Raw genomic sequence first — 20,734 nt, 5'->3', positions numbered from 1 at the left:
GGGGCGAGGTTGCCGAGCGGGTCGAAGGTGGCCCTGGCCCGGTCTGCAGGCCGACGCCCCGCGCCACTGATCGCTTTCTCGGGCCACGGCCGTCACAGCGTCGTCAGGCCCGGTGACGGTCCGCCGAGGCTGGATCGTCACGTGCGGGCGCATGGTGCCGTCGCCGCCCGGCGCGGTTACCGCCCGGCCTCGGACAGCGACAGCCCGGTGCCCGCATCGAACAGGTGCGCACGGTCCAGGTCGACCGTGACACGCAACCGTTCGCCCGGCGTACCGGTGACGGTGGGTCGTGCCTTGACCTTGAGGATCTCCGTCCCCACACGGACGTCGACCACCGTCCGGTCACCGAGCGGCTCAAGCCCGTAGAGCTCCCCGGACAACGACGCGTCCCCACGCTGCTCGACGGACAGGTCCTCCGCGCGCAGGCCCAGCAGCAGCGCACGACCGTCCTCAGCCGTGGTCCAGCGGGGCCGCGGCAGCGTCCAGCCGTCCGCACCGACCAGACGATCTCCCTCGGCGCGGCAGGCGAGCAGGCTGATCGGCGGGCTCCCGACGAATCCGGCGACCCACTTGTTGGCTGGACGCTCGTACACCTCGGTCGGCGTTCCGACCTGTTGCACCTTCCCCTCCTTGAGGACCGCGACCTGGTCGGCCATGGACAGGGCCTCGACCTGGTCGTTGGTCACGTAGACGAAGGTTGCTCCGAGGCTCCGGTGGATGCGGGTGAGCTCGGTGCGCATCTCGACGCGGAGCTTGAGGTCGAGGTTCGTCAGCGGCTCGTCCATGAGAAACGCGCGTGGGCGACGGACCAGCGCCCGGGCCAGGGCGACACGCTGCATCTCACCGCCCGACAACTGCGCGGGACGACGCTGCAGCAGACGTTCGATGTGCAGCAGGCTCGACATCTGCTCGACGGCAGCGGTGATCTCGCTCGAAGAACAGCGGCGGGCCCGCAGCGGCGACGCGATGTTCTCGTACACCGTGTGGCGCGGGTAGAGGGCGTAGCTCTGGAAGACCATGGCCAGGTCGCGTGCGGCCGGGGTGTCACCGGTCGCGTCCCGCCCGTCCAGCTGCACCGACCCGGCGTCGAGTTTCTCCAGGCCGGCGATCGCTCGCAGGGTCGTGGTCTTGCCTGCCCCGGAGGGCCCGAGCACGACGAAGAACGAGCCGTCCGGCACGTCCAGCGTCACCCCGTCCAGGGCCTGGACTTTGCCGAAGGACTTGCACAGCCCCTGCACTGCCACGGTTCCCATCAGGCCACCAGTTCTTCCGTGCGCACGTCGTAGACCGCCGGGGTCCCGCCGGTGTGCCGCAGCCCGACCTTTGCGTCAGCGGCGAACCGGACAGTCGGCGGCATCCGAACCCGTACGTCGCGCTGGCCGCTGTGGTCAACCACGTAGATGATTTCGTCACCCAGCCACTCCACCGAGACCACGCGGGCCGGGACCGAACGTTCCGCCCCTGGTTCGGTGACTTCCAGCGCCTCCGGCCGGACGCCTGCGACCAGGCGACGGTCGCGCGGCAGGCCTGGCGGTGGCGTGAGGACCAGTCCGCCCGGACTGCGCAGCTTCCCGTCGGCCACCTCCACCTCAACCAGGTTCATCGGCGGGGAGCCGATGAACGCGGCGCAGAAAAGACTCGCCGGACGGTCGTAGACTTCCAGCGGCGTGCCGATCTGCTCGACGCGACCCTTGTTGAGGATGGCGATTCGGTGACCGAGCGACATCGCCTCGACCTGGTCGTGGGTGACGTAGACCATCGTCGTACCCAGTTCCCCCTGCAGGTGCTTGATCTCCGTGCGCATGTCCGCCCTCAGCTCTGCGTCCAGATTGGTGAGAGGTTCGTCCATGAGGAATGCGCGCGGTCGTCGCACCAGGGCGCGAGCAAGCGCGACGCGCTGCTGCTCCCCGCCGGACAGCTGGCGGGGTCGCCGGTCCAGGAGCGGACCAAGCCGCATCAGCCGGGCTGCCTCGTTGACCCGCTCGTGCACCTCCGGTTTGGGCAGTCCCTCGGCCCGCAGTGGGAACGCCAGGTTGTCGCGGGTTCTCAGGTGTGGGTAGAGAGCGTAGAACTGGAACACCATGGCGATGTCGCGCTCGGCGGGCGGCAGGTCGTTGACCAGTGTGTTGCCGATGCGGATGTCGCCCGTCGTCTGCCTCTCCAGGCCGGCTATGGCCCGCAGCGTGGTCGTCTTGCCGCAACCCGAAGGGCCGAGCATCACGAACAGCTCGCCGTCGCCGATGGACAGGTCCACGTGATCAACTGCGACCGTCCCGTCCGGGTAGCGCTTGTGCAGGGCGGTCACCTCGATGCCCGCCATCAGCGCCGCACCGCCCCGAGCGTCACACCGGCGATGAGGTGCTTGCGCACCAGATAGGCGAAGATGAGCACCGGTAGGGCGAACACCACGGAGGCGGCGGCCACGAGACCCCAGTCCGTGGTGGTGCCACCGATGAGGCCGGCGATGGCGGGTGGGGCCGTCCGCACGTTGTCGCTGGAGGTAAGGAAGATGGCGAACACGAACTCGTTCCACGAGAAGATGAGTGCGAAGACCGCCGTCGCGGCGATGCCGGGCACGAGCAGGGGAAGGGTAAATCGCCAGAACGCTTGCAAACGGGTGTAGCCGTCGAGCATGGCGGCATCCTCGTACTCCGCGGGCACCTCGTCGACGAACCCCTTCATCATCCAGATCGTGAACGGGACGTTGAACGCGGCGTAGATGAGGATCAGGCCGAGCTTGTTGTCGATGAGTCCGACTTGGCGGTACATGAGGAAGATCGGGATCACGACCACCACGGGCGGCATGAAGCGGGTGGACAGGATGAAGAACAGTTGGTCCTTCTTGGCCTTCAGGGCGAAGCGTGAGTAGGCCCAGGCCGCCGGGACCCCCAGCACGGTGGCCAGCACCGTGGAGACCCCGGCGACCACGACGGAGTTGAGGAACGAGACGGACAGGGCCGAGCGACCGCCGCCGGGGGCGACGAACACGTCCTTGTAATGGTCCATGGTGACCTTGAAGCCGAAGAACTTGGCCGGGATGGTGTAGACGTCCCGGTTCTCCTTGATGGACGTCTCGATCATCCACAGCACCGGAAAGAGCATCACGACGGCCAGCACAATCAGCAGCGTGACCTCCAGCCCGGAGCGGCCCCGGCCGCCAAGGCGGCGCGCGGGGGGCGAGTGATCCCGGGCAGGACCTGTGGACACGGCCTCGTCGACGGAGACGGCCATCAGTCCTCCTTGAGCTTGTTCAGGTAGCGCAGGTACAACTGCGTGAGGACGATGACGACGAGGACCATGAGGATCCCGTACGCCGAGGCGGTTCCGGTGTTGAAGCCCAGGAACGCGACCTTGTAGACGTGGAACGACAACGTCTCGGTGGAGACACCCGGACCTCCGTTGGTCAGGATGTAGACGAGGTCGAACAGCCGGAAGGCCTCGATGGCCCTGAACAACACGGCAATGAGGAGCAGCGGCCACACCAGCGGAAGAGTGATGGTGCGGAACCGGAACCACTCGGATGCCCGGTCGATCGAGGCGGCCTCGTACAGGTACTTGGGAACCGCGGTAAGGCCCGCAAGTGCGATGAGCATGATGAACGGCGTCCACTGCCAGGTGTCGACCACGATCAGGGAGATCAATGCCGTTCGCTGCCGGGTGAGCCACTCCACCTGCCCCAGGCCGACCGAGCCGAGCATGCTGTTGATCACGCCGAATTGCGCGTCGAGCATGAATCGCCAGAACAGCCCGACCACGACCGGCGACAGCATCATCGGAACCAGGAACAGCGTGGTCAGCACGCCTCGCCCGTGCGTGCGCCGTGAGATCAGGTAGGCGATGGTGAAGCCGAGCACGGTCTGCAGGCCGACCGCGCCGATCACGTAGATCAACGTCGTCAAGGCCCTCTGGTGGACCTGTGCCGAAGTCAGGATGGCGGTGTAGTTCCCGAACCCGATGAAATGGGCGGGCCCCCCGCGGGTGGCCGAGTAGTCGGTGAAAGACAGGTACAACGCCCACAGCAACGGGAACACCGACATGGCGAGCAACAGCAGCAGCGCGGGGGAGATGAAGGCCACGGCGAGCCTGCGGTCGGTCAGCCGGCGGGACCGACCCGGTGCAGGTGGCGTCTGCGACGCCACCTGCCCGGGGTGGTCGGCCGTCAGAGGGACGGGGTCACTCACAGTCCGCCGCCGCCCTTGCGGCTGCTGGAGTCGAGCACGCCCTGCTGCTCCTTGGCGATGTCGTCGAGCGCATCCTTCGGCTTCTTCGCGCCGTTGAGAGCCGCGTTCACGTTGGTGTTCTCAATGTCGACGAGGCGCGCGTACTCGGGCACGTTCCACATGTCCCGCATCCGCGGAACCGAGTCGGTGTACACCTGGTTGAACGGCCCGGCATTGAGGAACTCGGGCGACTCCAGGGCGTCCGTACGCGATGGCACGCCACCAGCCGCAGCCCACTTCTTCTGGACATCAGCCTGCTCGAACCACTTCATGAAGTTCAGGGCCTCCGCCTGGTTTGCCTTGGCGGAGTAGGCCGACACGTGCATCCCCATACCGCCGAGCGGGACCAGGTTCGTCTTCTGGCTCGGCAGGGTGGCAAAACCCAGCTTGTCGAGAATCTGCTCCCGCGTGGTGCCGAGCGTCGACTGCTTCGGATCAAGCAGGCCGCCGCTCGCGGCGATCCAGTTGAACGCGATGCATGCCTTGCCCTGGGCGACCGACGCGTTCACCTCGTCGATGAACCAGTTGCCGGAGCCCTTCGCGGTCAGCGGCTTCATCTTGTTGACCAGGACGTCCATCGCCTCCTGGCCCGCGGCGTCGTTGAGAACACCGTCGATCTTGCGGGCCTTGGCGTCCCAGAGGTTGCCGCCGTAGACGCCGTTGACCGTGTTGTAGGTGACGGCCGCGGCGTCCGAGCCGTTGGCCTGGTGGAAAGCCAGCCCGCTGACGCCAGGATTTTCCGCCTGGCACTTCTCGGCGACTGAGATCATCTGGTCCCAGGTCTGCGGAGGCTTGTCGCCGATCAGGTCCTTGCGGTAGATCATCGTCCAGGTGTCGCCGAGCAGCGGCAGTCCGTACAGGCTGGCGTTCTCGTCGCGTTTGCCCGTCTCCGCCTGGGGGAACTGGCCGTAGGCCGCCAGGAGGTACGGGTTGTAGGCCTTGACGTCGATGTTCTGCTTGACGAAGTCGGTGAGGTCGAGGATGTTGCCGTTCGTCACGGCCTCGCCGATGTGTTGCGAGTCCAGGATCGCGATGTCGAAGTCGGTCTTGTGCGCGGCGAACTGGGTGAACATCGAGTCGTGCCAGTTCGCGTTCGGCACGGTGTTGACCTTGATGGTCGCGTTCGGCCGCTCTTTTTTGTACTCGGCGTTCGCGAAGGTCTCCAGTGCCTGGGCGGGGGGCCAGTCGAACCAGATGAAGCTGAGAGTCAGCGGGTCCTTGGTGAGCTCCGGGATGGTCGCCGGTGCCTTGGGGGCGCTCGCCTTCCCGCCGTCATCCTTGCCATCGCCGCATGCCGTCACGGTCGTGGCGACCAACAGCATGGCCGCCGCCGCCAGCCGCACCTTTCGGCCGGGAACGGACATTATTCCTATTCGCTTCGGATTCCGCATCTTCTCGCCTGCTTTCTGGGTGGGAACTTCTAGAGCCTCGCTATGTGCTTCGCCGAGCAGTTGCTGGGTCGTTCAGGCGTGTTACTGGGCTGTCGCGGGGGCCGACCCGGGAGCGGCGTCACGAGCACGCCGCGATGTGCTGGGTCTTCCGACCGTCGAGCAGTCCTCCAGGTGATCGAAGTCGCCATGGCGGGTGGTGCCGCGATGGTGGAGGATGAAGATCATCCGTCACTTTTCCTATACGATCTGGTGGGGGCGTCAGCATGCCGCAGCGTTGTGACTGGTGTCAACAGGTTCTCGAAGGCGCAAGAAAGGACCTCAGGTCACGATGGACGACGAAGCGATGATCGGGCGGGACCGTAGGGCCGTGCCGGGTGGAACGCCGCCGAGAAGATCTCGCGGCCGGCTCGCCGACGAGGTGTACGACACGCTGCTCGGACAGCTGATGTCGCTACGGATCGAGCCTGGCTCCCGCGTCACGATCGACGTCCTGGCGCGGGAACTGGGGGTCTCGCAGACGCCGATCCGAGACGCCCTGAACCGCATGGAGGCCGAGGGCCTGGTCGTGCGTGTGCCCCATGCCGGCTACCGCATTCCGCCCCAGATCACTCGTCACCGATTCGAGGACATGCTCGAGGTTCGCCTGCTCCTCGAGCCGGCGGCGGCGCGCAGATCCGCCGAACGGGCGTCCTCGGAGCAGGTGGCCGGTCTGCGACGAATGCTGGAGGAGATGGCCGAGCTGCAGGGGGGCAGCGGGCTGTCGGCCTACGGCGCCTTCGGGCTACGCGACGCCGCTTTTCACGATCTCGTCGCCCTGAGCGCGGAGAACCAGGTCATCCGTGAAACGCTTGCTCGCCTGCACAGCCACGTGCACCTCTTCCGGCTGCACCACGACACCCAGGTCACTCACCTCGCGATGGCCGAGCACGAGGAAGTTGTGGCCGCGATCGCCGCGCGTGACCCCGACGCCGCCGCCTACGCGATGCGTCGGCACATCCTGCGGTCCGGCGAGCGTTTCCGGCGATTGTTCGACGAGGTCAAGGACGCGGACGGAATGGCGGTGGAGGGTTGACGGGCGGGCTGGGCCGAGGAATGCTAACTCGATCAGATCGGATTGGATCTGATTCACCTCACCCGTCCCCACATGCGAGGAGAAGCAGGTGCCCAGAGCGCTGCTCCTGACCGGCGACGCCGCCGAGGAACTCGACACCATGTATCCCTACTATCGCGTGCAGGAGGGCGGCTGGGACGTCGACGTCTCGTCACGGACGATGCGTGACGTGCAACTGGTCATCCACGAGTTCGACCCCAACTCCGACGCCTACGTGGAGAAGAACGGCCGGAAGCTGCCGGTCGACGTGCCCTGGGCCGAGGTCGACGTCGAGCGCTATGACGCCCTCATCATCCCCGGGGGACGTGCACCCGAGTGGATCCGGGTCGACGCCGACGTCAGGCGCATCACCGAGCACTTCTTCGCCCGCAACCTCCCCATCGCGCTGGTGTGCCACGGCGCGCAGGTACCAGCGGTGTACGGGCTGCTCAAGGGTCGAAAGACGGCGTGCTTCCCGCCCATCACCGGTGACATGGAGAACGCGGGCGCGACGGTCATCGACGCTCCCGACGTCGTGGACGGCAACCTCGTCTCCTGCCGGGGTTGGCCCGACATGCCGCAATTCGGCAGGGCGATGATGGAGCTCTTCTCGAAGTCCGTCAACTCCGCATCGGCATGAGCACACCTGGTTTGCCCCGGTGACGGCACTTCGGACCGTCACCGTCGACGGTTCCCCCGTCCACGTCCTGGAGAGCGGCACCGGGCCCGCGGTGCTGATGCTGCACGGCTCCGGACCCGGCACGACCGGGTCCGGCACCTGGGCGACGACGGCGCAGGCGCTGGGCAGGTCCTGGCACCTGGTGGCTCCTGACCAGGCGGGGTTCGGCCGTACACCTGTCCCGGCGGGCTCCAGGGGTGGGCTCCGGCTGTGGACGGAGCAGGCCGCGGGCCTGATGGATGCTCTCGGTATCGAGCACTACGCCGTGGTGGGTCACTCGATGGGCGGCGCCGTGGCGCTGGCGTTGGCGGCCGCGCGCCCCCAGCAGGTCACCCGCGTCGTGGCGGTCTCGACGATGGGCGCCCCCGGGGCGCCGCTGTCCGCCGAGCTCGACGCGGTCTGGGCCGCCCCCGCCGGCCCGCTCGGGGCACGAGACATGCTGAGTCGCCTCGTCCTCGACCAAGCGCTCGTGACCGATTCGGCCGTCGATGCTCGTGCAGCTGCGATGCGAGCGGGGGCGGCCGCGTTCGCGTCGTTGTTTCCTCCACCTCGGGCACGATGGGTCGACGAGCTCACCCTCTCGACGCAAACGCTGGCAGCGGTCCGCGCGCCCGTGCTGCTCGTTCACGGCGCCGAGGACCGAGTCACCCCGCTCGGGACGGCAGCCCAGCCCTTGCTCGAACACCTGGCCGATGTCCGTCTGCACGTGCTCGGCCGATGCGGGCACGTGCCGGCGATCGAGCACCCGCACGAGTTCAGGCAACTGCTGTCGTGCTTCCTGCGCCGGGACCGAGGTCACTAACTGCTGCGGCAGGTCCGCAGCCCGTGCTCAAGCAGACGCCCTCCCCGAGACCCGAGCCGTGCGGCTGCGGGGCGGATGGTTTGGGACGACGCGCCTGCTCCTGAGCACGCTGCTCGGCCGCGAACGCCGCGCAGCACCACGTAGCGGTCACCCGTCGCCTGGGCGACGATGCCGCATGGTGTTCCTTCCTGTGGTGAGCCCAGTGCGGACCGTTCGCCTAGGCGGATCGTGTGGTGGCCTTGTTCTCGTCACGGGCGGGTCGACGAGGCGAGTGGCCCGATGGCGATGCGGTGGAGACCGTCGACGCCGTCGTGGTGTGCCAAGGCGGGTGGATCGGAATCGCGTTGTCCAACGCGTCCCATATCGGTGCGCTCGTCCGCACGGACCAGGCCCTTAGCCGCGGACTGGAGCGCTTCCCTGAACGATCGAGCGCTCTGGAACCGGTCCTTTCGGTCCTTGGCGAGCGCCGTGAGGAGCACCGCGTCAAGCGCCGGAGTCACCTCGGTGCGGTAGGCACTGGCTCGCGGGGGCTCCTGGTGCACGTGCTGATAGGCGACGGCAACCGGGTTGCCACCGACGAAGGGCGGCCGCCCGGTCAGCAGCTCGTAGAGCAGGCAGCCCGCGGAGTACAGGTCGCTGCGGGCGTCGGCGATCTCACCGCGCAATTGTTCGGGAGAGAGGTACTGGGCGGTTCCGAGGAGCGCGTGGGTCTGGGTTGCTATGGCGCCGGCATCACCATCGACACGCGCGATGCCGAAGTCCACGACCTTGATTGCGCCGTCGGGAGTGACCATGACGTTGGCGGGCTTGATGTCGCGATGGACAACGCCTGCGCGATGGCTGAACTCGAGTGCCGACAGGACCGCTACCTGATGCTGGATCGACTCCTCCAGCGCGAGCGCGCCCTCGCGGAGGCGGGCCTGCAGCGACTGGCCGGCGACGTGCTCCATGACGATGAACGGAACGTTCGGCTCGTCCGCCCGGCTGCCTTCTACGTGCTCATGTCCGACGTCATGAACGGAGACGATGCCGGGGTGATTGAGGCGGGCGACCGCCTGTGCTTCCCGCCGGAACCGGGATCGGAACAGCGGATCGCGGGCTAGCTCTGCGCGGAGCACCTTGACCGCGACCCAGCGCTCGAGACGGATGTCACGAGCCAGGTGAACAACGGCCATGCCGCCCCGGCCCAGGACGTCGCAGAGCTCATAGCGTCCGCCAAGCACGCGATCCGTGCTCATGGTCTCCTCAACTTTCTCGTGGTCGTACCGGGGACGGGTTCGACGTCGGATGGTTCGTCTGGTCTGAAAACGCCCGCCACGGGGCTCCGGAGTCCATCAGCCCCGGGTGCGCCGGGGTCCGGATGCCCGGTCCTGGCGAGTCATCAGGTTCGCACCGGAGGCCGAGCCCTCGCGTCGGTCACAACCACGTAGGTCTTCACGGCCTGGCGCCACCGAGAACTCTGAGGTGGCAGGTGCTAACCCGGAACTTTGGCGCTTCGCATCAGGGACGACTACGGTGGCGGCTACCTACATCTGGCGCGTTGACGGGAGCACGACCTGGCGGATCTCGTGGGCCGGCGTTCAGAGCGTGACGCGGTCGAGAAGCTCCTCTCCCTGGCTCGGTCCGGGCGCAGCGGCGCTCTTGTGGTGCGCGGAGAAGCCGGCATCGGGAAGACTGCCTTGCTCGAGCACGCTCACCAGACGGCACTCGCCTCGGCCTTCCGGGTGGAGCCCTCGGTCGGCGCCGAGTCCGAGACGCAGTTCGCGTTCGCTGGGCTGCACCAGTTATGTGCTCCCCTGCTGGAACGCACCGGCACGCTGCCCGAGCCGCAACGGGCCGCCCTCGGGGTGGCGTTCGGACTCCACGGTGGCGCCGCGCCGGACCGGTTCTTGGTCGGGCTGGCCGTCCTCAACCTGTTGGCCGAGGTCGCCGAGGAACAACCGCTGCTGTGTCTTGTCGACGACGCGCAGTGGCTGGATGAGGCATCGGCGCAGGTCCTGGCCTTCGTGGCCCGACGGGTGGGGGCCGAAAGGTTGGCCCTCGTGTTCGGGGTGCGCGACTCCGACGACGACCGCCTTCCGTTCGCCGGGTTACCAGAGCTAGGTCTGGAGCGGCTCGGCGCGTCCGATGCCCGGGTGCTGCTCAACGCTGCGGTGCGCACACCGCTGGACGAGGGGGTGCGCGAACGGATCCTCGCCGAAGCGGGCGGCAACCCGTTGGCGCTGCTGGAGCTGCCCCGCAACATGCGGTCGCCATACTTGGCCGGTGGGTTCGAGCTGCCCGACGCGCTGAGCGTCCCACGCCGCTTGGAGGAGGGCTTCCGACGCCGGTCAGCCAGCCTGCCCCCGCAGACGCAGCTGCTGCTGCTGGTCGCCGCGTCCGAGCCGACAGGTGACGTGGCCCTGCTGTGGCGTGCGGCCGCGCACCTGGGCCTGGCTCGCGAGGTTGCGACACCCGCGGAGGTCACCGGGCTGCTGGAGATCGACGTCCGGGTACGGTTCCGTCACCCGCTGGTGCGGTCCGCGGTGTACCAGGCAGCCACCCTCCCGGACCGTCGCCGCGCCCACGGCGCGCTGGCCGAAGCGACCGACCCACAGGCCGACCCTGATCGTCGTGCCTGGCACCGCGCACAGTCGGTGTTCGGAGCTGACGAAGAGGTCGCTGAAGGGTTGGAGCGCTCGGCCGAGCGGGCGCGTGCCCGCGGGGGTGTGGCCGCCGCGGCCGCGTTCCTGCAGCGCGCAGCCGAGCTGTCCCCTGAACCTGCTGCTCGCGCGAGGCGGGCACTTGCGGGCGCCCACGCCAAGCACGAGTCCGGTGCGCCCGAGGCCGCCCTCGAGCTGCTGGCGGTCGCGGCTGTCGGGCCGCTGGACGCCCTGCCACGCGCCCGCCTGGAACTGCTCCGCGCCCAGATCGGGTTCCACCTGACACGAGACAGCGGCGTGCCGGGAAAGCTGCTGGACGCGGCCAAGATGCTCGCCCCGCTGGACACCGCACTTTCTCGCGAGACCTATCTGCATGCGCTGGATGCGGCGGTCATCAACGGCGGCGACGACGCGACGCACATCGCCGCAGCGGCCCTGGCCGCTCCTCCAGCCGAAGTACCGGCTCGGCCCGTGGACCTGCTCCTCGACGGCCTCGCGACGACCCTGACGAGGGGATACACGGCGGGAGCACCCGGGCTACGGCGCGCCATTGAAGCGATTGGCGACAGCTCGTACGCAGATGCTGGGCGGGACCGTCACAGCGACCGCTGGCTGTGGCTGGCCGGCCGCAGCGCAGTAGCGATGTTCGACGACGAGCTGCTCTACCTCCTGGCCAGCCGCAACGTCCAGTTGGCTCGTGAGGCCGGCGCGCTGGCGACGCTCCCCACCGCGCTGAACCTTTTCTCGATCACATTGGTCCTGATGGGCGAGCTCGCCCGAGCCGGCGAGCTCGCCGCCGAGGCGGCTGCGATCACGCAAGCCACCGGCGGCGTGGAGCTGCGGCATGCTCGCGTCATCCTGGGTGCCTGGCGTGGCGACCAGGCCGAGACCACCGCGCTCAGCGCTAGCACCGCCCAAGACGTCGCCTATCCCGACGGGAGCACGGACGCGTCCCAGGCCCAGTACGCGATGGCGGTGCTCAACAACGGGCTGGGCAACTACGAGGTGGCCCAGGAGACCGCGGCCCGGGCTTGCACGTCGCGTGAATTTGCAATCAGCGGCTCGAGCCTCACGGAGTTCATCGAGGCTTGCGTCCGTGCGGGGCAGCCGGAGCGCGCGACCCAGGCGATGGAGCAGTTCGGCGCCCGGGCTCGCGTCAGCGGCACGCCGTGGGCACTAGGGCTGGTGGCGTACGCCCAGGCGCTCATGAGCACCGGATCGTCGGCCGAGGATCAGTACCGCGCGGCGATCGAACACCTCGGGAGCAGCCGAATGCGCGGCTACCTCGCCCGCGCCCACCTCGTCTACGGCGAGTGGCTACGTTGTGAGGGCCGCCGCCGAGACGCCCGAGACCAGCTCCGCACCGCCCACCAACTCCTCACCGACATGGGGGCGGAGGCGTTCGCGGCCCGCGCCGCACGCGAGCTCCGCGCGACCGGCGAGCACCCACGCGCGCGATCCGCGCAGCCGACCGACGAACTAACCACCCAGGAGCTGCACGTCGCGCGGCTGGTGGCCACCGGAGCAACCTCCCGTGAGGTCGGCGCACAGCTGTTCCTCAGCCCTCGGACCATCGAGGCTCACTTGCGCAACATCTTCCGCAAGCTCGGCATCACCTCGCGCCGTCAGCTCAAGGAGCTGCACCTTCCCTGACCAGGCGGGCGCGGGTGTCACGAGTATCGGTGGGTTCTACCGACGCGAAGCCTCACCGCGGCTGCGAGCCTGACGAGATGCTCCAATCCACCCACACCCTCGACTTGCCCTTCCTGGCAGGCACATCCTTCGTCCACGAGGAAGCGACGGTCGCCATCACGCTCCAAGCGCTGCATGGCGTCACAATCGGACCGCGATGAAGGTCTTCATCCTTGGTGTCAGTGGCGCCGTGGGCAGGTTGCTCGCCGATGACCTGTCCGAGCGCGGCGACGCCGTATCCGGCTTGGTGCGTCGGGACGAGCAAAAGTTCGAGCTCATGAGGCGGGGCGTCCACGCATCCGTAGGTCAGCTCGCGGGCATGAGCGTGGACTCCCTGGGATCGATGCTCCGTGGGGTCGATGCAGTGGTGTACACCGCGGGATCGAACGGCGGCGCCAGGGGTGTCACGGCAGCGATCGACGGTGAGGGCGTCGTCAGAGCTCTTGAGGCCACAACTCTGGCCGGGGTGCGCCGCTTCACACTGGTGTCCGTGATGCCCGAGGCCGGGCGCGACCAGGACCTGAGCGACGACGAGGAATTCTACTTCGCGGTCAAGAAGCTCGTCGACGTCACGGTGAGCCAGAGCGACCTCGACTGGTTGATCCTCCGGCCGTCGATGCTCATTGACCGGCCGGGAATCGGCAGCGTGTCCCTCGGCCCGGCGCAGCCGCACGACGAGATCGCGCGCGAGGACGTCGCCGCCACGCTAGCAGCGCTGCTCCACGAGCCACGGATCCGGCGTCAGATCCTCGAGCTCACTCAAGGATCGACGCCGATCGCTATCGCCGTCAGCGCGAACCTCCCTTGATGACCCCACTCAGGCGTCCGAGGGGTCCTGGCCGCCGAGCCGTCGCCCGACGCTCGGCTCCGTTGCCTGTCGATGACGCCTTCGCTCGGCCCCCGCACCTCGCCGGTGTCGGCCGGGATGCTCGGATCTGTGAACAAAGGCTTCTTGGTGGCGTGCTCGGCGTTCCCGTAGAGCGGCGTCCACGACTCGTAGGTGGTCTGCTCCGGGGCAGCGGCTAAGGACCGCAGCCCCCGCGCTGCGGAACTTGTCAAGGCCCGAGGGCGTGCGGGTGAACCCGCCGTCTCAGATCAAGTCCCTGTTCCCAGTACGGGGCAGGGCCCCTTGTTGGCAAGGGGCCCTGCCCCGTATCTCAGTCGAGTAGTTCGGTCACGGTGCCGGCGGCCACGGTACGGCCGCCCTCCCGGACGGCGAAGCCGAGCCCGACATCCATCGCGATCGGCCTGCCCAGCTCCACCGACAGGTCGACGGTGTCACCCGGCAGGACCATCGTCAGGTCACCGAGGTCTATCGACCCGACCACGTCGGTGGTGCGGAAGTAGAACTGCGGCCGGTAGTTGGCGAGGAACGGCGTGTGGCGCCCGCCTTCGGCGGTGGTCAGCGCATAGAGCCTGGCCCGGAACCGCTGGTGCGGCGTGACGCTGCCGGGCAGCGCCACCACCTGACCACGCTGTACCTGGTCGCGCTTGACCCCGCGCAGCAGCACGGCGGCGTTGTCCCCGGCCTCGGCGCCCGCCAGCGACTTGCCGAACGTTTCGAGCCCCGTGGCCACGGTCGACAGCGTCGGGCCGAGGCCGACCACCTCCACCGGGTCGCCGATCCGTAGGATGCCCCGCTCGACCGCGCCGGTCACCACCGTCCCCCGCCCGGAGATCGTCAGCACGTTCTCGATCGGCATCAGGAACGGCTCGCCGAGTTCGCGGGGTGGCACCGGGACGTACCGGTCGACCGCGTCGAGCAGCTCCACGACGGAGGACACCCAGCGCGGGTCGCCCTCGAGGGCACGCAGCGCCGACACCCGTACGACGGGCACCTCGTCGCCGGGGAACCCGTACTCGGACATCAGCTCCCGCACCTCGAGCTCAACCAGGTCGAGCAGTTCCGGGTCTTCGACGGCGTCGGCCTTGTTCATCGCCACCACCAGGTAGGGCACGCCGACCCGCCGAGCGAGCAGCACGTGCTCGCGGGTCTGCGGCATCGCCCCGTCGAGCGCGGAGACAACCAGGATCGCGGCATCGACCTGCGCCGCCCCCGTGATCATGTTCTTCACGAAGTCGGCGTGGCCGGGCATGTCCACATGGGCGTAGTGCCGGGTCTCGGTCTCGTACTCGACATGCGCGATATTGATGGTGATGCCGCGCGCTACCTCCTCCGGCGCCCGGTCGATGCCGTTGAAGGACACGAACCGGTTGACGGCGGGGTCGCGGTCGGCGAGGACCTTGGTGATGGCGGCCGTCAGGGTCGTCTTGCCGTGGTCGACGTGACCCATCGTGCCGATGTTGAGGTGTGGCTTCGCGCGCACGAATTGGCTCTTGGCCATGATGAGCTCCACACTGGAGACGAGTTGGCGGACGACGAACGCGGGCGGATGCCACTCCGCGGAAACCGCGCCAGAACCGCATGTCGCGGCGCGCCTGCCAGGGCAGCGCCGGAGCGCCGGGCCACCCTCCTCCGTGGTTCTGCCGGAGCGGGAGGAGGGTCAGCCTCGGGTATCAGCCAGCCACGCGCAGACGTCGGCGGCGCCCGGCAGGTGGAAACCTGCGGGCCGCACAGAGCCGACGGTGCCGAATGTGGCGATCACGCTAGCTTCGAACCTCTGGCGGGCGACTGATATTCCCGGCCCCCCTCTACGGCGGCGGAGGGTGGTGACCAGGTGCAGGGCGTGGGTGGGCTTGGCCGAACGCCGCCGACCGTGGTCGATCCCCGAAAGGCGTGGGTAGCCGCGCCTGGCAATGAGAAAATGAATGCTGCCGGCCCTGGCGGCCAGGCATGGCGGATCTTGGCGTGGGAGCGGTTGACCTCGCGCAGGGGCTCGGGCAGGTTCCGGCCGTAGAAGGGGACGATGACGGTGCCGCGCGCGCCGCAGCAGCCCTAATAGGCGCCGAGGGCGGCTCTGGTGACGTCTGATGCGTAGCCCGTGCTCCTTGGGTGCTCCGACAAGAGCGACGCGCCGGGGCCGTCCTGCTCAGCCGTTGGGGCGGTGTCTCGTAGCCTGCCGTGGTTGAGCCGCCTGCCGGGATGACCCCTGGTTCAGCTTGGACGTGAAGCCCTGCGACAGATTGAGGCCCTGGCGATGGGTTGGGATCACGGACGGCTGATGGGGTGACGCGCCTTTGAGCGCTGCTGGTAGGGCGCCGGCTGGTCCCGCCAGGTTCGTCAACGGCGGCCCGGGCGGTCAGCCGGTGAGGCTCGGCGACCACCACCCGACCGACGACCTCGTCGGCCACCGCGAGGGGAGCGAGGGTGGTCCTGCCGGTGCCGGGCGGCGCCACCAGGACCGCGGTGCCGGCCGCGTGCAGCGCCTCGGCCAGCGCCGCCCGCACCGGCAGGTCGTACGACACCTCGGAAAGTACCGACCCACTAGTACGTCCCGTCCAACTGCCCGCGCAGCTTGGTAAGGGCCCGGGCCAGCAACCGGGACACGTGCATCTGGGACACGCCGATCTGCTCGGCGATCTGCGACTGGGTCAGGTTGCCGTAGAAGTGCAGCGTGAGGATCCGCTGCTCGCGTTCGTCGAGCGTGGCCAGCGCCGGGCCCAGGGCGACCCGCAGCTCGGCCAGCTCGAACTCGCCATCCTCATCGCCGAGCAGGTCGCCCAGCTCGGTGGCCCGGTCGCCGTCGCCGGTGGGGGTGGAGAGGGACACCGCGTTGTACGCCCGGGCGCCCTCCAGGCCCTCCAGGACCTCCTCCTCGGTGATCTTGAGGTGGGCGGCGATGTCGGCGACCGTCGGCGAACGGCCCAGGGCCTGCAGCAGCGAACTGTTGGCGTCGAAGATGGCCAGCCGCAACTCCTGGAGGCGGCGGGGCACCCGGACGTCCCAGGTGCGGTCGCGGGAGTGCCGCTTGGGCTCACCGATGATGGTCGGGATGGCGTAGCCGGCGAAATCCTCGCCGCGCGAGGGGTCGAACTTGTCGATCGCCTTGACCAGGCCGACCGCGGCGGTCTGTGCCAGGTCGTTGGTGGGCTCGCCCCGGCCGCCGTACCGCCTGGCGAGGTGGCTGGCGAGCGGCAGCCACGCCTCGATGGCTCGGTCGCGCAGCGCGGAACGCGACAGGTGGTCGGCGGGCAGCGTGGCCATCGCGTGGAGCAGGTCGGCGGCGCTGTCGGTGGGCGGGCGCGGGTCGCGCTTCTGGGCGGCGGACGGTCTGGTCCGCTGCTCGCTGATCGTGCACGCGGTCATTGGTGATCCTCCCTGCACCTTCATCGTGGAGAAGAGACGTGGGGCTTCGTAGCACGCCTGACGAGCGCGATGTCGGCAGGTGTCGGCGGACGGAACTTGCCGCCACCCGCGACGAACTCGTCGCCATGCCTTTTCAAATGGCCCGCAAACAGCGGGCACACCGGAACGATGGTGACACTCGTGCGAATGCTGTCCGCGAGCACCTCGCGGACCAGCAGCCCGGCCAGGCCCCGTCCACCGAACTCCCGGTCTACTTCGGTGTGGAAGACGATTCGCTCACCATCTACCTTGGGGGAGTCGACGAAGTCCACCCGGCCGACGGGTGACCCCTCAGCGAGGTTAATGGTGTAGGTGCCGATCGGGCGAGTTTTACTGAGCCTTACCGATACGGGTGCACCGGTGTTGTCATAGAGCTTCTGAGTCATCTGGTGTCCTTTCGGGACTGGTCCTGCTGTCCGCAGTGGCCTGCAATCCGGCCACGATTCGCCGCCACGTGCCGTCACGCTGCCACCGGCGGAACAACCCGTATACCGTCTGCCAGGGTCCATAGCATTCCGGCACATCCCGCCACGGGGATCCGACCCTGGTCCGCCATCTGATTTCATCGATGAGCAGCCGTTACTCCATTTCGGCGGCCGACCTCGCTTCTTGCCCCTGAGCAACGGCTCCAGCACCGTCCACTGCGCGTCGGTCAAATCGTGCCGCCTCGTTGCCGCTACGCCGGCCACGAGGTCTCCGGTGCTCAGGTCTTCTTGGTCGAAGAACCATCTACCGGAGACCTCGCCATCCATCGATCACCGACACGCCGCGATGATCAAGCCCGGGTCGGCAACCCAGCCCACTCGTGAAACACCGCCTAGGAGAACAGGTCGCCTGCGGACTGCCCTGCTTCACGCTTGCGGCGGAAGTAGTCGTTGATGATGGTCCGGTACCGGTCAGCGTCCGAGCGGGCCCAGTTGCGCATGAGCTCACAGCCGAACGCCAGTGAGGTGATCGGCTGTGCCCCAGCCTGAAGCATGCGGTCGATGGCTGCCTGGTGGGTGACCGCTGAAACGCCTCCAACGGCATCGATCACGGGGTAGATCTCGTAGCCCTCCAAGAGCATGTCCAGGGTTGGGAACGCGAGGCAAACCTCTGTCCACAGGCCGGCCATCACGATCTTCTTGCGTCCAGTGGCCTCGATCGCGGCCCGAAAGTCCGCATCCTCCCAGGAGTTGACACCTGTCCGGTCGATTTCAGTGATGCCGGGTAGTTCACGACTGATCTCATCGACGGTCGGCTTGTTCACCCCCATTCCCACCGCCACGGTGGTCACGATCGTCGGAATCTCATAAGCTCGCGCCAGCTGCGCCAGCGTCACCACACCGAGGCCGATCTCCTCCCGGCTGGCGGAACCGACTGTGGCGTACTGGCCCTCCTGGTAGTCGATGAACGCAATGGCGCAGTTCTGCGGTGTCAAGAGGTGGTCGGAATCGGGATCGCGGATCGGTTCAGGATCCATCTTGCTGGTCTGCACGGTAGTCATACGTAATCTCCTCTGGTGGTTCTGCTTGCCTAAGAGCGGATGCTGGCGGCGCGCGAGGTGGTCTTGCGCGTCAGGTCCACGAAGTCGGGTTCGAATTCCGGATCGACATTGACTGCCTCCCACAGTCGCTGCCGGCCTGCGTTGGAGATCGGCAGCAACCTGGCCGGGTCATCGACGGCAGACACCAGCGTGTCGTCGTCCTCCGCAGAGCGACGTAGCGGACGAGGGTTGCTGACGTCCAGAGCGCGCTCCACGACCGCTTTCATAGGCCCTGCCGCCATCAATTCCAACGAAATCTCATAGTCTCGCCCGAGGATGTCCGCGAGGTCCAACGCCTCGCGTAGCCCCGCCTCCGCAGCCATGATGGCTACGTTGGTGATCAGCTTGTAGTCCACGCCCGCACCGAACTCACCCACGTGCCGGGATCTGCCGAGATCATCGAGCACCGACTTCACCCGCTCGAAATCGTCGGCCGATCCGCCGACCAGGAACGTGATCGCTCGCTCGCGCGCGTACTTCACACCGCCAACAATGGGCGAGTCGAGCACGACCACTCCGCTGGGTGCCGCCGCGTGGACCTGCTCAATGATTGCGCGGGTGGTAGTCGAGCAGATCAGCACTGATGCACCAGGTCGAGCGCCGGCGAGTATTCCATCGTCGCCCAGGTAGGCGGTCGGGATGTCATTCGACATCACGAGGCCGAAGATCACGTCAGCGCCCCGCGCCGCTTCTGCGGCCGACGCGACTGCGGTCGTCCCCATGCGCCTAGCTGCTTCGAGCCGGGAGTCCGCGATATCAGATACTCGCACTTGATGTCCGGCAGCGAGTAGATGAGGCGCCATCTGCTCGCCCATGTCGCCGAATCCCACGATTGCGATCGTTGCCATGCGTCTAGCTCCTATTCAATACATCTGTGCTGTGCCCACACGCAGGGGTGTGGCAGGCCATGGACTCACGCCGGTGAACCTTTCGGGTGGCGTTGGGCGAAGTCCCAGGATGATGACGCTGGCGTCCGGCGGCGATCGTCGCCGCCAGTGCCGCCGGCCAGCGTGGCGACTACCACCAGGTGAGCGCCCAGGTGGACCCGGACGACCCCGGCTCCACGCCGCCGGAGTACACCGCCCGTCAGGCGTGGTCCCAGGTGGGCGACCGGGCGCGGCAGGTGCCGCCGCTGTCGTACCTCGTCCAGATATGGGCACGCCTGGCCGGGCCTGCCGGCGACGGACTCTTCACCGATCGCGCCGCCGTCACCGCGGTGGCGACCGCCTGGGATCCCCAATGGCCGCGTCCGATCTCGCTGGCCCGGGTCACCGTCGTCGACGTCCAGGGCAGCGGCGGCCGCAGCGAGGGTATATGGCGCCGATCGTCCCGTACCGACATCGGTTTCTCGCCCATATGTCGTTCCTTCCTCGAGTTCTCCGCGCGGTGTCCCTTCCGTCAGCTCAGCCGAGGAAGGTGCGCAGGGCGGCGTTGACCTCGTCGGCGTGGGTCCAGAGCAGCCCGTGTGGGGCGCCTTCGATCTCGACGTACTCGGCCTCGGGCAGGCCCTGGCGAAAGCGCCGGGCGGTAGCGTCGATCGGGAGGATTTTATCGGCGGTGCCGTGCAGGATCAGGGCCGGTTTGCCGCTGGCACGGACCGCCTCGACGTCGGCGCGGAAGTCCTCGATCCAAGAAGACACGACGGCGTAGGCCGCCACCGGCGCGCTGGAGACGGCGACGTTCCAGCTGCCGGTGACAGCCTCCTGGCTGATCCGGCTGCCAAGGTTCTCGTCGAGGTTGTAGAAGTCCGAGAAGAACTGCGTGTACCAGGCGTAGCGGTCACGCTTTGCCGCGGCCTCGATCCCGTCGAACACCTTCTGCGGCAGGCCCCCGGGGTTGTCGTCATGCTCGACCAGGAACGGTTCGAGTGAGGCGAGGAACGCCAGTTTCGCCACCCGCTGGTGGCCGTACTGCGAGACATAGCGGGCCAGCTCACCGGTGCCCATCGAGAACCCGACGAGGACGACGTCGCGCAGGTCGAGCGTCTCCAGCACGGTGTTCAGATCGGCCGCGAACGTGTCGTAGTCGTAGCCGGAACCTACCTTCGACGAGCGCCCAAAGCCACGACGGTCGTAGGTGATCACCCGGTATCCGGCAGCAAGCAGCTCACGCGTCTGAAGCTCCCAGCTGTGGCCGTTCAGCGGATACCCGTGGATGAGGACAACCGGCTGACCTGCGCCCTGATCCTCGTAGTGCAGCTCGATCGGGGTGCTGTTCTCGATCCCTACGGCGATGAATCCCATGATTGTTTCCTTCTGTTGTCGCGTACTTCGTGGGTTGTGTCCGCGCTGGACGTCGTTGTCGTGTCGCGGCGCTTATCGACGGGGCTCCCAGCAGAACATCCGCGCGGCCAGCACAATCGCCACCGCCACCCAGACCAAGGTCGGAGCCAGCAGGAGCATGGAGTCGGCCAGTGGGACCCCGCCGTTCCAGGCGTTGACGATCAA

At 67.9% G+C, this 20,734-nt stretch carries 19 protein-coding genes and 1 pseudogene; 6 read left to right on the top strand and 14 right to left on the bottom strand.

Features of this window, described 5'->3' with window-relative positions:
• Positions 1 to 176: 176 nt before the first annotated feature.
• From OG811_RS31335 to OG811_RS31315, 5 genes are read right to left on the bottom strand one after another with little or no spacing between them, the layout of a single operon-like run.
• Positions 177 to 1,253, bottom strand: a complete 1,077-nt coding sequence (locus OG811_RS31335) for an ABC transporter ATP-binding protein (RefSeq protein ID WP_406070895.1) — start codon at positions 1,251 to 1,253, stop codon at positions 177 to 179.
• Entirely contained in the window at positions 1,253 to 2,320 is a 1,068-nt protein-coding gene (locus tag OG811_RS31330; RefSeq protein WP_406070893.1) for an ABC transporter ATP-binding protein, read from the bottom strand. Before OG811_RS31330 ends, OG811_RS31335 begins: the two co-directional genes overlap by 1 nt.
• On the bottom strand, positions 2,320 to 3,231 hold the full coding sequence (locus OG811_RS31325) for a carbohydrate ABC transporter permease (protein WP_406070892.1): 912 nt from the start codon (positions 3,229 to 3,231) through the stop codon (positions 2,320 to 2,322). The genes OG811_RS31330 and OG811_RS31325 overlap by 1 nt, the downstream gene beginning before the upstream one ends.
• Positions 3,231 to 4,139, bottom strand: coding sequence for a carbohydrate ABC transporter permease (locus tag OG811_RS31320; protein WP_406070890.1), 909 nt, complete (start codon positions 4,137 to 4,139; stop codon positions 3,231 to 3,233). Before OG811_RS31320 ends, OG811_RS31325 begins: the two co-directional genes overlap by 1 nt.
• A gap of 38 nt (positions 4,140 to 4,177) precedes the next feature.
• On the bottom strand, positions 4,178 to 5,611 hold the full coding sequence (locus OG811_RS31315) for an extracellular solute-binding protein (protein ID WP_406070888.1): 1,434 nt from the start codon (positions 5,609 to 5,611) through the stop codon (positions 4,178 to 4,180).
• A gap of 328 nt (positions 5,612 to 5,939) precedes the next feature.
• On the opposite strand from OG811_RS31315, the gene OG811_RS31310 reads away from it, so the two are divergent.
• The 3 genes from OG811_RS31310 (at position 5,940) to OG811_RS31300 (ending at position 8,182) form a co-directional block, all read left to right on the top strand.
• Positions 5,940 to 6,683, top strand: a complete 744-nt coding sequence (locus OG811_RS31310) for a GntR family transcriptional regulator (protein WP_406070887.1) — start codon at positions 5,940 to 5,942, stop codon at positions 6,681 to 6,683.
• Positions 6,684 to 6,771: 88 nt separating this feature from the next.
• A complete protein-coding gene (locus OG811_RS31305) occupies positions 6,772 to 7,341 on the top strand; it encodes a DJ-1/PfpI family protein (protein WP_222952845.1) in 570 nt (189 codons plus the stop codon).
• A 19-nt stretch (positions 7,342 to 7,360) separates the two neighbouring features.
• Positions 7,361 to 8,182 carry an alpha/beta fold hydrolase gene (locus OG811_RS31300; protein WP_406070886.1) on the top strand — a complete coding sequence of 274 codons (822 nt, stop codon included), beginning with the start codon at positions 7,361 to 7,363 and terminating at the stop codon, positions 8,180 to 8,182.
• 248 nt (positions 8,183 to 8,430) lie between these two features.
• Here the strand turns inward: OG811_RS31300 and OG811_RS31295 are convergent, their stop codons facing one another.
• Complete coding sequence (locus OG811_RS31295; protein WP_406070885.1) at positions 8,431 to 9,420, bottom strand: protein kinase domain-containing protein; 990 nt, start codon at positions 9,418 to 9,420, stop codon at positions 8,431 to 8,433.
• Positions 9,421 to 9,750: 330 nt separating this feature from the next.
• Here OG811_RS31295 and OG811_RS31290 point away from each other — a divergent pair, with 330 nt between their 5' ends.
• Together OG811_RS31290 and OG811_RS31285 are read left to right on the top strand one after the other, a co-directional pair.
• A complete protein-coding gene (locus tag OG811_RS31290; protein ID WP_406070883.1) occupies positions 9,751 to 12,477 on the top strand; it encodes an AAA family ATPase in 2,727 nt (908 codons plus the stop codon).
• A 196-nt stretch (positions 12,478 to 12,673) separates the two neighbouring features.
• Positions 12,674 to 13,324 (top strand): NAD(P)H-binding protein, encoded by a 651-nt coding sequence (locus OG811_RS31285; RefSeq protein WP_406070881.1) that lies wholly within the window; start codon positions 12,674 to 12,676, stop codon positions 13,322 to 13,324.
• Positions 13,325 to 13,673: 349 nt separating this feature from the next.
• Here the strand turns inward: OG811_RS31285 and tuf are convergent, their stop codons facing one another.
• The 6 genes and pseudogenes from tuf to OG811_RS31255 all read right to left on the bottom strand — a co-directional run bounded on the left by tuf (position 13,674) and on the right by OG811_RS31255 (position 19,135).
• Entirely contained in the window at positions 13,674 to 14,861 is a 1,188-nt protein-coding gene (gene tuf / locus OG811_RS31280; protein WP_406070880.1) for an elongation factor Tu, read from the bottom strand.
• Positions 14,862 to 15,901: 1,040 nt separating this feature from the next.
• Positions 15,902 to 16,723, bottom strand: coding sequence for a SigB/SigF/SigG family RNA polymerase sigma factor (locus OG811_RS31275; protein WP_406070878.1), 822 nt, complete (start codon positions 16,721 to 16,723; stop codon positions 15,902 to 15,904).
• Between the two features lie 20 nt (positions 16,724 to 16,743).
• Positions 16,744 to 17,148, bottom strand: a complete 405-nt coding sequence (locus OG811_RS31270) for a GNAT family N-acetyltransferase (RefSeq protein WP_406070877.1) — start codon at positions 17,146 to 17,148, stop codon at positions 16,744 to 16,746.
• A 22-nt stretch (positions 17,149 to 17,170) separates the two neighbouring features.
• Positions 17,171 to 17,451 (bottom strand): annotated as a pseudogene (locus OG811_RS31265) (transposase); the annotation flags it as partial.
• A 128-nt stretch (positions 17,452 to 17,579) separates the two neighbouring features.
• Positions 17,580 to 18,248, bottom strand: coding sequence for a hydrolase (locus tag OG811_RS31260; protein WP_406070876.1), 669 nt, complete (start codon positions 18,246 to 18,248; stop codon positions 17,580 to 17,582).
• 29 nt (positions 18,249 to 18,277) lie between these two features.
• Positions 18,278 to 19,135, bottom strand: a complete 858-nt coding sequence (locus tag OG811_RS31255) for an NAD(P)-dependent oxidoreductase (RefSeq protein WP_406070875.1) — start codon at positions 19,133 to 19,135, stop codon at positions 18,278 to 18,280.
• A gap of 179 nt (positions 19,136 to 19,314) precedes the next feature.
• Between OG811_RS31255 and OG811_RS31250 the strand changes: the two genes are divergently transcribed.
• Positions 19,315 to 19,722, top strand: coding sequence for a hypothetical protein (locus OG811_RS31250; protein WP_406070873.1), 408 nt, complete (start codon positions 19,315 to 19,317; stop codon positions 19,720 to 19,722).
• Here the strand turns inward: OG811_RS31250 and OG811_RS31245 are convergent.
• Together OG811_RS31245 and OG811_RS31240 are read right to left on the bottom strand one after the other, a co-directional pair.
• Positions 19,691 to 20,530, bottom strand: coding sequence for an alpha/beta fold hydrolase (locus tag OG811_RS31245; RefSeq protein ID WP_406070872.1), 840 nt, complete (start codon positions 20,528 to 20,530; stop codon positions 19,691 to 19,693). The genes OG811_RS31250 and OG811_RS31245 overlap by 32 nt on opposite strands.
• Before the next feature lie 72 nt (positions 20,531 to 20,602).
• Positions 20,603 to 20,734 carry a hypothetical protein gene (locus tag OG811_RS31240; RefSeq protein WP_406070871.1) on the bottom strand — a complete coding sequence of 44 codons (132 nt, stop codon included), beginning with the start codon at positions 20,732 to 20,734 and terminating at the stop codon, positions 20,603 to 20,605.

Source organism: Micromonospora sp. NBC_01638, assembly GCF_045209745.1.
Taxonomy (GTDB): Bacteria; Actinomycetota; Actinomycetes; order Mycobacteriales; family Micromonosporaceae; genus Micromonospora.
Note: the sequence above shows the minus strand (reverse complement) of the source record. Positions and strands in the feature narration are given on the sequence as shown.

What these genes read in the sequence shown, in the direction of transcription:
- OG811_RS31335 (WP_406070895.1), bottom strand. Translation starts at nt 1,253, where the DNA reads ATGGGAACCGTGGCAGTGCAGGGGCTGTGCAAGTCCTTCGGCAAAGTC.
- OG811_RS31270 (WP_406070877.1), bottom strand. Translation starts at nt 17,148, where the DNA reads ATGACTCAGAAGCTCTATGACAACACCGGTGCACCCGTATCGGTAAGG.
- OG811_RS31295 (WP_406070885.1), bottom strand. Translation starts at nt 9,420, where the DNA reads ATGAGCACGGATCGCGTGCTTGGCGGACGCTATGAGCTCTGCGACGTC.
- tuf (WP_406070880.1), bottom strand. Translation starts at nt 14,861, where the DNA reads ATGGCCAAGAGCCAATTCGTGCGCGCGAAGCCACACCTCAACATCGGC.
- OG811_RS31245 (WP_406070872.1), bottom strand. Translation starts at nt 20,530, where the DNA reads ATGGGATTCATCGCCGTAGGGATCGAGAACAGCACCCCGATCGAGCTG.
- OG811_RS31310 (WP_406070887.1), top strand. Translation starts at nt 5,940, where the DNA reads ATGGACGACGAAGCGATGATCGGGCGGGACCGTAGGGCCGTGCCGGGT.
- OG811_RS31260 (WP_406070876.1), bottom strand. Translation starts at nt 18,248, where the DNA reads ATGACTACCGTGCAGACCAGCAAGATGGATCCTGAACCGATCCGCGAT.
- OG811_RS31325 (WP_406070892.1), bottom strand. Translation starts at nt 3,231, where the DNA reads ATGGCCGTCTCCGTCGACGAGGCCGTGTCCACAGGTCCTGCCCGGGAT.
- OG811_RS31285 (WP_406070881.1), top strand. Translation starts at nt 12,674, where the DNA reads ATGAAGGTCTTCATCCTTGGTGTCAGTGGCGCCGTGGGCAGGTTGCTC.
- OG811_RS31315 (WP_406070888.1), bottom strand. Translation starts at nt 5,611, where the DNA reads ATGCGGAATCCGAAGCGAATAGGAATAATGTCCGTTCCCGGCCGAAAG.
- OG811_RS31330 (WP_406070893.1), bottom strand. Translation starts at nt 2,320, where the DNA reads ATGGCGGGCATCGAGGTGACCGCCCTGCACAAGCGCTACCCGGACGGG.
- OG811_RS31255 (WP_406070875.1), bottom strand. Translation starts at nt 19,135, where the DNA reads ATGGCAACGATCGCAATCGTGGGATTCGGCGACATGGGCGAGCAGATG.
- OG811_RS31275 (WP_406070878.1), bottom strand. Translation starts at nt 16,723, where the DNA reads ATGACCGCGTGCACGATCAGCGAGCAGCGGACCAGACCGTCCGCCGCC.